Below are 10,462 nucleotides of genomic sequence, written 5' to 3'. Positions count from 1 at the left end.
CGCCGTACGATGGACGCATGTCCGAACCCGCTGCGCCCACCCCCCGGACGTCCACGAAGCGCGTCCTGCTGGCTGCCCCCCGGGGCTACTGCGCAGGGGTCGACCGGGCGGTCATCACGGTCGAGAAGGCACTCGAGCTCTACGGCGCTCCGGTTTACGTACGCAAGGAGATCGTCCACAACAAGCACGTGGTGACCACCCTGCAGAAGCGTGGCGCGATCTTCGTCGACGAGACCGACGAGGTCCCTGAGGGCGCCACCGTGATCTTCAGCGCCCACGGCGTCGCGCCCGTCGTCCACGAGGAGGCTCGGGCGCGCAGCCTCAAGACCATCGACGCCACCTGCCCGCTCGTGACCAAGGTGCACCGCGAGGCGGTCCGCTTCGCGGACGACGACTTCGACATCCTGCTCATCGGGCACGAGGGCCACGAGGAGGTCGTCGGCACGGCGGGCGAGGCGCCCGAGCACATCACGATCGTCGACGGCCCCGACGACGTCGTCAACGTCGAGGTCCGCGACCCCGACAAGGTCGTCTGGTTGTCGCAGACCACGCTCTCGGTCGACGAGACGATGGAGACCGTCCGCCGGCTCCGCGAGAAGTTCCCGCGGCTCCAGGATCCGCCGAGCGACGACATCTGCTACGCCACGCAGAACCGTCAGGTCGCCGTGAAGCAGATGGCCGCCGACTGCGACCTGATGATCGTCGTCGGCTCACGCAACTCCTCCAACTCCGTCCGACTCGTCGAGGTGGCGCTCGACCACGGGGCCTCGGCCGGCCACCTCGTGGACTACGCCGACGAGATCGAGGACAGCTGGTTCGAGGGCGTGTTCACGGTCGGGGTGACCTCCGGCGCCAGCGTGCCCGAGGTCCTCGTGCGTGACGTCCTCGCCGATCTTGCCGAGCGCGGCTACGCCGACGTCGACACGGTCGTCGCTGCCGAGGAGTCCCTGCTCTTCGCCCTGCCCCACGAGCTGCGCCGCGACCTCAAGGCGCGGTCTGGTGCCGAGCCCGAGCAGCTGCGGCACGACCCGGCCGCCGCGGTCGACGCGGAGTCCCTGCACTAGCCCGTTCAGCCGACCGGCGCCGGGTCGTCGCTGCCCCGCCGCCTGCTCCGCACGGCCGGGGGCTGACCGGTGAGGGCGTAGCTCATGATGAGGTCCTCGTGGGCGTTGCTCGCATCCAGCACCGCCGCGAGGCGGCGCTCGTGCAGGACGGCGATGCGGTCGCAGATGCGCAGCACCTCGGTGAGGTCGCTGGACAGCACGACCAGGGCCTTGCCTCCCGCGACCATTCCCTCGATCACGCGGTAGGCCATCTCCTTCGCCGCGACGTCGACGCCCCGGGTCGGGTGCTCGAGCACCACGACCGGGGCGCTGGTGTCCGCGACCGCGACGATCGAGGCCTTCTGCCGGTCACCCCCGCTGAGGTCGCCCAGGGGGTTGTGCAGGTTGGAGGTCTCCAGGTCATGGTCGAAGGCCCGCCGGTGCGCCAGCCGCAGCCGCGCGGTCTCATCGAGGTGCTCGTGGCCCGTCGTCAGCACGTCGGACTGCCGCATCCGCAGGCTCTCGGGGCTCGGGCCGGCGACGTAGGCGACCGTGGCCCCTGCGCCGGCGAGATCCTCCGCGAACTCGACCGACATCGCCTCGCTCTCGACCTCCCCGGCGATGGCCTGGACGAGTTCGAGGGCGCCGGACCCCCGCAGCCCGACGACTCCGAGCACCTCACCTGCGTGCAGCTCGAGATCGAGTGGGGCCAGCCGACCCGGGACGCCGAGACCGCGGGCCCCATAGACGACCCTGTCGCGCTGGCGATCCTCCCGCTGCGGCACGTCCGGTTCTCGGCCGAGCATCGCCCGCACCAGGTCGTTCGACTCGGCCCGACCCGCATCGACCACCTCGACGACGACCCCACCACGGAGCACCGCGACCCGGTCGGCCAGGGCGGTGACCTCCTCGAGCCGGTGCGCGATGTGCACGATGGAGCACCCCCGCTCGCGCAGGTGCCTTGCGGCCTCGTGCAGCTGGGCGATCTCGAGATCGTTCAGCACCGACGACACCTCGTCGAAGATCACCAGCCGCGCGCCCTCGGCCTGGACGCGCAGGACCTCGGCCAGCACCTGCCCGGCCGGGTCGAGCTCCTCGAGCGGACGGTCGAGCTCGAGGTCGAAGCCGCTGCGAGCGAGCAGCAGCTGCGCGCGGGGGAGCTGCTCGCTCATCGGCCGGTGTGCCAGCACCGTGTGGCGCAGGGCGTTCGACAGCACGGTGAGCCCCTCGGGCAGGGCGAAGTCCTGCTCGATGACGCTGACCCCGGCCGCCCGAGCAGCAGCGACGTTGGCGGGGTGGTAGGGCCTGCCGTCGAGGGTCATCGAGCCGCTGCGCGGGCTCGTGGTCCCGCAGATCGTCTGAATGAGGGTCGACTTCCCCGAGCCGTTGCGGCCGATGAGGCCGAGGACCTCGCCGCGCCCGACCTGGAGGTCGACCCCCCTGAGCACGTGGCGGTAGCCGCGGAACTGGTGGAGTCCCACGATGTCCAGGAGCAGTTGCATCGCATCCTCTTCAGGCCGGGCGTCGGTGCTGCGGCGCAGCGCTCGCGACAGTCCCCGCGAGGGGACGAGTGTATCCACGGCCCAGCTGAGCCGACCCGGGCCACGCCGCGTGCACCGGCGATGGACGGCGGCGACCGGGCTGTGGTTCCATCGGGCCGTGGAGGGTGACGTTCGGACACGGCGGGTCGCCCACCTGGCGCGGGCCCTGGCGGTCGGCCATGTGTGCGTCGCGGTTGCCGCGATCATCATGGTCGCCGTGCTGCTATATGCCGGGACCCGACCCAACGCCGGCTTCGAGGGGTTGTACGCCCTCTTCGCGGTGGTCCTGGCGATTCCCACAGCCCTGTTCGCTGTCGCTGCTGTGCGTGGTGTCCACTTGACCTTCCGAGAACCGCCGGAGGGTGTGGTGGGGTCCGCCGTGCTCGGAGCGACAGAGGGTGCGTTGGGCGTGGCGTTCGCCGCCGGGGTCGCCGTCAGCGGCGCCCCCGCGAGCTCGCCGCTCATCCTCCCCGCCGTGATCCTGCTGGTGCTCGGTGTGACGACGGTGTGGCTGACCGTCCTCCGCGCCCGCCACCCATCGAACTGCCGCGCTCGGCTGACCCCCCCGCGCGGTCAGCCGAGGAGATCGGCGAGCGCCTCATCGAGGCGCGGGAAGCGGTAGGTGTGGCCGAGGCCGCGCAACACCGCCGACGTCGTATGCCGCCCGGTCAGCGCCAGCGCCGGGTCGGTGCGGAGCACGACGGCGCCGATCCGCGCCAGGACCGCGGGAGTCGGGGGCGCCCACGGGCGATGCAGCCGTCGACCCAGCGTGGCCATCAGCTCGGCGTTGCGGACCGGGTGGTCCGACGCGGCGATGACGACCCCACTGGGGACGCGGAGGTCGGGGTCGAGCCCGAGTGCCGCCCTGGCGAGGGCGAGCCAGTCGTCGATGTGGATCCAGCTGACCCACTGACGTCCGTCGCCGATGGGGCCGCCCAGCCCCACGCGGGTCAGGTCGACCAGGCGCTGCATGACCGGCGCGCCCCGGTCGAGGACGAGGGACGTGCGCAGGATGACGCCGTGATCGGTATGGGCCCCGGCGAACGCCTCTTCCCACGGCCTCGCCACCCCGGTCATCTGCGGGAGCGCCTGGCCGCGGTCGGTCGGGAGCGGCGTCGTCTCGTCGCAGCGCTGCTCGCCGGCGTCCCCGTAGATCGCCGTCGTGCTCGCCTGCACCCAGGAGGCCAGGGGTGTCGGCAGCCGCCGGCTGGCCTCGACGAGAGCCAGCGTGGAGAGGACGCGGCTGTCGCGCAACGAGGCGATGTTGGCCGGCGTCGGGCGGACGTCGACGAGCCGGCCGGCGAGGTTGACGACGGCGGTCCGCCGCGGGGCGTGGAGCACGTCGACCCAGGGGCCGACGGTCCGCCCGTCCCACTTCGCCTGTCGCAGTGGGAGATCGGGATCCACGCGGCGGGTGAGGACCACGACGTCGTGGCCGCGGCAGAGCAGGTCGCTGCCCAGCCGCCGCCCCAGCGAGCCGCTGCCCCCGGCGATGACGAGGGTCAGCGCGTCCTCCGCCGGAGGTGCGCCGCCTTGTCCGGCGAGGAGCCCGTGGAGGCGGACGACGTCGTCATGAAAGGTCCGTGAGAGGGGGAGGCCCAGCCCGCGGACGGCGGCGACCGTGAGCGGGCCGGTCACCTCGACCCGCTGCCGGAACCGGACCAGCCCGTCGTCCTGCGGCTCGAGGTCCCAGCTGACGCGGCATACGCCGCCGGGCTGGGGCTGCTCCACGACGAGCCGTCGGGGCACGACCGAGACGACGACCCGGGCCGGGGGAGCGGTCCGGCGGTGGACGGCGCCGACCGGTCCGACCGGCACGAGGTCGACGAGCGACGCGTCCGACCCGACGTGAGCCTCGGCCAGGCCCGCACACCATCGCGGCCACTGCGACAGGTCCGACACGACGGTCCACAAGGCCGTGGGATCGACCCGCAGCAGCGCAGACGACTCCCGGTGCCACGGCATGGCCCCACCCTAGGCGCATGCCGTGTCGGCTCTCGCGAGCGCGGGACCTTCAACCACGTCAGCCTGTGGCGTCACGCTCCCGGCCCGTGAGGTCCCCCCGAGGGAGGTCGAGCTGCGGTCGCCCGACGTCGGGCTCCAACGACTCCAGCAGCTCGACGGCCGTCAGCGGGCGACCTGCTGTCGTCACCGGAACGAGGGTCGGCAGAGCGTGGTCGACGACACCGATCTCCTGCATCCGTCGGGCGGTGACGAGGACCCGGCTCTCGAGCGACCCGATGAAGCCGTTGTAGGCCTCGACCGACCGCTGCAGCGCCGCCCCCATCCGGGTGGCGTGCTGCCCGAGTCCCCCGAGCCGCTCGTAGAGCTCCCGCCCGACGTCCAGCAGCTCACGGGCCCCTGCCGTGAGGGCGTCCTGCTGCCAGGTAAAGGCCACGGTGCGCAGCAAGGCGAGCAGTGTTGCGGGAGAGGCAAGGACGACGCGCTGATGCATCGCGTGCTCGTGCAACCCCGGGTCGGCCGCCAGGGCCGCAGTGAGGAAGGCCTCGCCGGGTACGAAGCAGACGACCATCTCGGGGGAGACCGGCAGGGCGCTCCAGTAGGACTTCGCCGCGAGCGCGTCGACGTAGGTCCGCAACGACCGCGCATGGGCCCGGAGCAGGCGCTCCCGCTCCGGGACGGGGAGGTCGTCGGCCTGCGCGGCGAGGAACGAGGTCATCGGCGCCTTCGCGTCGATGACGAGCTGCTTGTCGCCCGGCAGGTGGACGACGACGTCGGGCCGGACGGGGCGCCCGTCGGAGGTCGTCGCCGACACCTGTTCGTCGAAGTCGCAGCGCGCGAGCATCCCGGCGTGCTCGAGGACGCGGCGCAGCTGCACCTCGCCCCAGGAGCCGCGCACCGAGGAGGCGTTGAGCGATCCGACGAGCGAAGCGGTCTGTGCCCGTAAGTCGCTCGTCGACGCGTGCACCTGCGTCAGCTCCGAGGACACCTGGGCGAACTGCCTCACCCGTTCGCGCTCGAGGTCGTGCACCTGACGGGCGACATGCTCGAGGCTGGTGCGCAGGGGCCCCAGCACCTGAGCCGTCTCGGAGTCCTCGCTCACGGCGGCCTCGAGGTCGACGACCCGTTCGCGCAGCAGGTCGCGCTCCGAGCTCGCGGTGGCGAGGTCCACGGCATACCGCGTCCGCACGACGAGCGAGGTCAGGGCGGCGGCGAGCACCGCGCCCACGACGAGGCTGCACCCGGCGACGACCCATGCGATGACGTCCATGGCTCCACCGTCGCAGCCGGCACCGACAGCTCGTCAGATGCCGGCCGCGACACCCCGGCCTCAGCGCCGGTGGTGCGCCTCCTGCAACCCGTAGACCGGGGTGTCGAGCCCCTCGTAGCGGGCCTTGAGCTGCAGCCCGAGGAACTGCGAGTAGTGTCGCGACTGGGCGAGGTTGCCGCCGTGGATCCACAGGTTGTCGACGTTGGTGGGCTTCCACATGTTGCGCAGCTCGCCCTCCCACGGGCCCGGGTCCTTGGGCGTGTCCGAGCCGAAGCCCCACACCTTGCCGACCCGGTCGGCGACCTCCGGCGAGATGAGCTCCTCGAGGAAGCCGTTCATCGACTGGTAGCCCGTCGCGTAGATGACCACGTCGGCCGGCAGCTCCGTGCCGTCAGCGAGCACGACGGCGTCCTCGGTGAGGTGGTCGACCTGCCCGTGGACCACCGGCACCTCGCCGTCGATGACGAGCTGCGAGGCACCGACGTCGATGTAGTAGCCGGAGCCGCGCCGGAGGTACTTCATGAACAGGCCCGACCCGTCGACGCCGAAGTCGAGCTCGAAGCCGGCCGTTCGCAGCGCGTCGTAGTAGTCCTTGTCGCGCACCTGCATCTCGTCGTAGGCCGGCTTGAGGACGTCGGGCATGATCCGGTAGGGCAGTGACGCGAAGACGAGGTCGGCCTTCTCCGTCGTCATCCCGGCGGCCAGCGCCCGCTCGGAGTAGAGGTCGCCGAGGCCGAGGTCCAGCAGCGACTCGCTGCGCACGATGTGGGTGCTCGACCGCTGCACCATGGTCGGCTTCGCGCCGACCTCCCAGAGCGAGGCGCAGAGGTCGTGGGCCGAGTTGTTGGAGCCGACGACGACGACGTTCTTCCCGGCATACGCCTCCCCGCCAGCATGCTCGCTGGAGTGCTGCTGCTCGCCGCGGAAGACGTCCTGGCCCGGGTAGGTCGGGACGTGGGGGTAGCCGCTGACGCCGAGGGCGACGACGACGTGCGTGGGGTGGAGGGTGACCTCCTGCCCGTCCCGGTCGACGACGACGGACCAGGTGCCCGCCTCGGCGTCCCAGGTCGCGCCCGTGACCGCCGACTTCGTCCAGTAGTTGAGCTCCATCAGCGCGACGTAGTGCTCGAGCCAGTCGCCGAGCTTGTCCTTGGGGGAGAAGACCGGCCAGTGGTCGGGGAACTTGAGGTAGGGCAGGTGGTCGTACCAGACCGGGTCGTGCAGGCAGAGCGAGCGGTAGCGCTTGCGCCAGGAGTCGCCCGCCCGGTCGTTCTTCTCGAGGATCACGGTGGGTATGCCGTGTCGCTTGAGCCGCGCGCCGAGGCCGATGCCGCCCTGCCCGCCGCCGATGACGACGACGTAGGGCTGCTCGCTCCCGCCGAGCACCTGCTCCGTCTCGGTCTTCTGCTCGAGCCACGTCTTGCGGCCGCGGGTGATGTGGTGTTCGACGCCCTTGGGGCGGCGGTCGCCGGACGGCTCCTCGGAGCCCTTGAGCTCGACCATCGTCGTGAGCAGGGTCCACGCCTTGCCCTCGCGCAGCCGCAGGTGCCCGTGACCGCGGGCCTGGGCGGTCTCGAAGTCGATCCACGCCTCGACGATCCCGCCGGCCTCCGTGGCCGGTTCGGCGAGCGACCAGCCCTTCGGCTGGACGCGGGGGAGGGTCGCCGTGAGCATGTCCTGGATCTGCTCGTGTCCCTCGGCGGTCGTGATGTTCCAGGTAAACGACACGAGGTCGCGCCAGAGCCCGTCGTCGGTGAACATCGCTGTGGCAGAACGCGCGTCGCCGGCCGAGAGGGCCCGGTCGAAGCCATCGAGCCACGCCTCGGCCTGGGCGCTCGGGTCGGTGGGGGTGGTGCCTTCGGTGCCTGCAGTGGTGGTCTGCGTCATCCCGTGCTCCTTCGATCCAGCCGCCGGCGCTCCGGTGCGTCGGCGATGACGTGTCCACCATTCCACCACCACCGCCCCGGCATTGACCCCTCCTGATAGATGTTGCGGCATGACCGACGCGCCCCCCTCCCCTCGCAGCGACTACGACCGGGCGATCACCCTGCGCCCGACGACGACCCCCGGCCGGTATGCCGCGGAGTTCAGCGACCAGTGGCTCATCGGTAGCGCAGTCAACGGCGGGCTGGTGATGGCCCTCGCGACGACGGCGCTCGCGACCCGGATCGGCGAGGTGGGCGGGCACCTCGATCCGATCGCCTTCAGTGGCTACTTCCTCACCGCGTCGCAGCCCGGCGACGTGGTCGTCGACACGGAGGTCCTGCGCAGTGGGCGCACCCTGACCACCGGGCAGGTGTCGGTGAGTCAGCCGGGACGAGGCGGCATACCGGTGGAGCGGATGCGGGCCCTGGTGAGCCTGGGCGACCTCGCCGCGTCGGCGGTCCCGATCCGCGCGCAGGCGCCGCCGCCGATGCCCCCTCCGGAGGACTGCGTGTCGAGCAGCGAGCAACGACCGCCGGGGCTCGAGGCGTCAGCGCTGCTGGACCGGCTCGACCTGCGCCTCGACCCCGCCACGGCCGGCTGGGCGGTGGGGAGGCCGTCGGGGCGCGGCGAGATCCGGGCGTGGCTCCGGCTGGCCGACGGCCGTGAACCCGACCCGACGCTGCTGCTGCTCGCGCTCGACGGGCTGCCGCCGGTGGCGTTCGACCTCGGCATCCAGGGCTGGGCCCCGACGTTGGAGTTCACGGCTCACGTGCGGGCCCGACCTGCTCCGGGCTGGCTGCAGCTGCGCGTGACGAGCGAGAACCTGTCCGGAGGGCTGATGGAGGAGGACGCCGTCGTCTGGGACAGCACCGGCCGGCTCGTGGCGCAGTCGCGACAGCTGTGCGGGGTGCGGGTCCCCGACGGCTACACCGTGCCGGGCTGAGTCTCGGCTGAGCCTGGCTGTGTCACGACAGTGCCGGCGAGCGACTGCAGGGTCGACCCGAGCCGGGGCAGCGCGGCCGTGACGTGCGTCTTGGCCTTGGGCCGGACCATCCCGTAGACCTTGGCCACCGCGGCGTGGCTCGGGTTGTCGGCGCGCCGGTCGGTGACCGCAAGGAGCGACTCGGTGACGGCGTCCTGCTGCGAGGTGAGGTGGGCGCCGAAGTCAGCCGTCCCCTCCTGCCAGTAGGGCTCGAGCGCGGTGAGGAAGTCGGGGAGCATCCGGTTCGTCGCCCGGCTGACCAGTCGCGAGTCGACCTTCTTGGCGGCGGCGTAGGCGGTCTTGATGGCGGCGCCACCGATGCCGGACTTGGACTTCACCTCGGCGTCGACCACCCCCACGAGGGCGTCGACGGTGGACGGGCGGCGGTCGGGAGCGAGCAGGGTCTCGCTGAGCGTCGGCATGGCGGGATGCTATCGGTGGTCGGGGGCGCCCGCGCGCGCAACTAATCTTGGACCCGTGGCCCTCACCATCGGAATCGTCGGACTGCCCAACGTCGGCAAGTCCACCATGTTCAACGCCCTGACCAAGAACAACGTGCTCGCGGCGAACTACCCGTTCGCGACGATCGAGCCCAACGTCGGCGTCGTCCCGCTCCCGGACGCGCGACTCGGCGTGCTGTCCGGGATCTACAGCAGCGAGAAGATCCTGCCGGCGACGGTGTCCTTCGTCGACATCGCCGGGATCGTGCGCGGGGCCTCGGTGGGGGAGGGGCTGGGCAACAAGTTCCTCGCCACCATCCGCGAGGCCGACGCGATCTGCCAGGTGGTGCGCGTCTTCGAGGACGGCGACGTCGTGCACGTCGACGGCAAGGTCAGCCCATCTGGCGACATCGAGACGGTCAACACCGAGCTCGTCCTCGCCGACCTGCAGACCCTGGAGAAGGCGGTCGTGCGCCTGGAGCGGGAGGCGCGGACGCAGAAGGACCGCAAGCCCGCGCTCGACAACGCGCTCGCCGCGCAGAAGGTGCTCGAGGCCGGCGACACCCTGTATGCCGCGGGCGCGGCCGCCGGGGTCGACCTCCCCGAGGCGAAAGCGTTGGGGCTGTTGACGACCAAGCCTTTCATCTACGTCTTCAACCTCGACGAGGACCAGCTGACGGACGCCTCTCTCAAGGCGGAGCTGGCGGCGTCGGTCGCGCCCGCCGACTCGGTCTTCCTCAACGCCAAGCTCGAGATGGACCTCATGGAGATGGAGGCCGACGAGGCGCTCGAGCTGCTCCAGAGCTTTGGCGCGGAGGAGTCCGGCCTCTCCCAGCTGGCCCGGGTCGGCTTCCACACCCTCGGCCTGCAGACCTATTTGACTGCCGGCCCCAAGGAGTCGCGGGCCTGGACCATCGGCCAGGGCTGGACCGCCCCGATGGCCGCCGGCGTCATCCACACCGATTTCCAACGCGGCTTCATCAAGGCCGAGGTGGTCTCCTTCGACGACCTCGTGGCCGCCGGCACGATGGCCGCGGCGAAAGCCGCCGGCCGGGTCCGGATCGAGGGCAAGGACTACGTGATGGCCGACGGCGACGTGGTCGAGTTCCGCTTCAACGTCTGATCAGATGGCGCCGTTCGCCCATGCGGGCGGACCGTCAGCCCAGCGAGGCGACCAGCCGCTCCCAGTCGCCGGCCAGGCCGGGATGCATCGTCGGCACGGCGTCGACGTCGAACCACCGGTGGGCGCTCGCCTCCCACGACGAGTGCCGGGGCAGGACCTCGCTCGGCGTCTCGGC

The 10,462-nt window shown here is 71.7% G+C and carries 9 protein-coding genes; 4 read left to right on the top strand and 5 right to left on the bottom strand.

The features are described 5' to 3' along the window. Positions 1 to 17 precede the first annotated feature (17 nt). Positions 18 to 1,064, top strand: a complete 1,047-nt coding sequence (locus Q0R63_RS10830; protein WP_295697135.1) for a 4-hydroxy-3-methylbut-2-enyl diphosphate reductase — start codon at positions 18 to 20, stop codon at positions 1,062 to 1,064. Between the two features lie 5 nt (positions 1,065 to 1,069). Here Q0R63_RS10830 and Q0R63_RS10825 read toward each other — a convergent pair whose 3' ends face one another. Continuing rightward, entirely contained in the window at positions 1,070 to 2,545 is a 1,476-nt protein-coding gene (locus Q0R63_RS10825) for an ATP-binding cassette domain-containing protein (protein ID WP_295697134.1), read from the bottom strand. A gap of 157 nt (positions 2,546 to 2,702) precedes the next feature. Here Q0R63_RS10825 and Q0R63_RS10820 point away from each other — a divergent pair, with 157 nt between their 5' ends. Continuing rightward, positions 2,703 to 3,206: a hypothetical protein gene (locus Q0R63_RS10820; protein ID WP_295697132.1), complete on the top strand. Its 504-nt coding sequence runs from the start codon at positions 2,703 to 2,705 to the stop codon at positions 3,204 to 3,206. On the opposite strand, the gene Q0R63_RS10815 is transcribed toward Q0R63_RS10820, so the two are convergent. Genes Q0R63_RS10815 through Q0R63_RS10805 form a run of 3 tightly spaced genes read right to left on the bottom strand, consistent with a single transcriptional unit; the run spans position 3,158 to position 7,703 of the window. Further along, positions 3,158 to 4,549 (bottom strand): NAD-dependent epimerase/dehydratase family protein, encoded by a 1,392-nt coding sequence (locus Q0R63_RS10815; RefSeq protein WP_295697131.1) that lies wholly within the window; start codon positions 4,547 to 4,549, stop codon positions 3,158 to 3,160. The genes Q0R63_RS10820 and Q0R63_RS10815 overlap by 49 nt on opposite strands. A 58-nt stretch (positions 4,550 to 4,607) precedes the next feature. Beyond that, on the bottom strand, positions 4,608 to 5,816 hold the full coding sequence (locus Q0R63_RS10810; RefSeq protein WP_295697129.1) for a DNA recombination protein RmuC: 1,209 nt from the start codon (positions 5,814 to 5,816) through the stop codon (positions 4,608 to 4,610). Between the two features lie 60 nt (positions 5,817 to 5,876). Continuing rightward, a complete protein-coding gene (locus Q0R63_RS10805; protein ID WP_295697127.1) occupies positions 5,877 to 7,703 on the bottom strand; it encodes an NAD(P)/FAD-dependent oxidoreductase in 1,827 nt (608 codons plus the stop codon). Positions 7,704 to 7,812: 109 nt separating this feature from the next. Here Q0R63_RS10805 and Q0R63_RS10800 point away from each other — a divergent pair, with 109 nt between their 5' ends. Continuing rightward, positions 7,813 to 8,685 (top strand): thioesterase family protein, encoded by an 873-nt coding sequence (locus Q0R63_RS10800; protein WP_295697126.1) that lies wholly within the window; start codon positions 7,813 to 7,815, stop codon positions 8,683 to 8,685. Here the strand turns inward: Q0R63_RS10800 and Q0R63_RS10795 are convergent. Beyond that, a complete protein-coding gene (locus tag Q0R63_RS10795; protein WP_295697124.1) occupies positions 8,667 to 9,146 on the bottom strand; it encodes a hypothetical protein in 480 nt (159 codons plus the stop codon). The genes Q0R63_RS10800 and Q0R63_RS10795 overlap by 19 nt on opposite strands. Before the next feature lie 55 nt (positions 9,147 to 9,201). Between Q0R63_RS10795 and ychF the strand changes: the two genes are divergently transcribed. Beyond that, complete coding sequence (gene ychF, locus Q0R63_RS10790; RefSeq protein ID WP_295697122.1) at positions 9,202 to 10,287, top strand: redox-regulated ATPase YchF; 1,086 nt, start codon at positions 9,202 to 9,204, stop codon at positions 10,285 to 10,287. The last annotated feature ends 175 nt before the right edge of the window (positions 10,288 to 10,462 follow it).

The organism is Lapillicoccus sp., assembly GCF_025353065.1.
In the GTDB taxonomy this organism is placed as follows: domain Bacteria; phylum Actinomycetota; class Actinomycetes; order Actinomycetales; family Dermatophilaceae; genus Lapillicoccus.
Note: the sequence above shows the minus strand (reverse complement) of the source record. Positions and strands in the feature narration are given on the sequence as shown.

Excerpts from the sequence above, each read along its gene's own strand:
- Q0R63_RS10830 (WP_295697135.1), top strand. The coding sequence starts at position 18 with ATGTCCGAACCCGCTGCGCCCACCCCCCGGACGTCCACGAAGCGCGTC.
- Q0R63_RS10825 (WP_295697134.1), bottom strand. The coding sequence starts at position 2,545 with ATGCAACTGCTCCTGGACATCGTGGGACTCCACCAGTTCCGCGGCTAC.
- Q0R63_RS10815 (WP_295697131.1), bottom strand. The coding sequence starts at position 4,549 with ATGCCGTGGCACCGGGAGTCGTCTGCGCTGCTGCGGGTCGATCCCACG.
- Q0R63_RS10810 (WP_295697129.1), bottom strand. The coding sequence starts at position 5,816 with ATGGACGTCATCGCATGGGTCGTCGCCGGGTGCAGCCTCGTCGTGGGC.
- Q0R63_RS10805 (WP_295697127.1), bottom strand. The coding sequence starts at position 7,703 with ATGACGCAGACCACCACTGCAGGCACCGAAGGCACCACCCCCACCGAC.
- Q0R63_RS10800 (WP_295697126.1), top strand. The coding sequence starts at position 7,813 with ATGACCGACGCGCCCCCCTCCCCTCGCAGCGACTACGACCGGGCGATC.
- Q0R63_RS10795 (WP_295697124.1), bottom strand. The coding sequence starts at position 9,146 with ATGCCGACGCTCAGCGAGACCCTGCTCGCTCCCGACCGCCGCCCGTCC.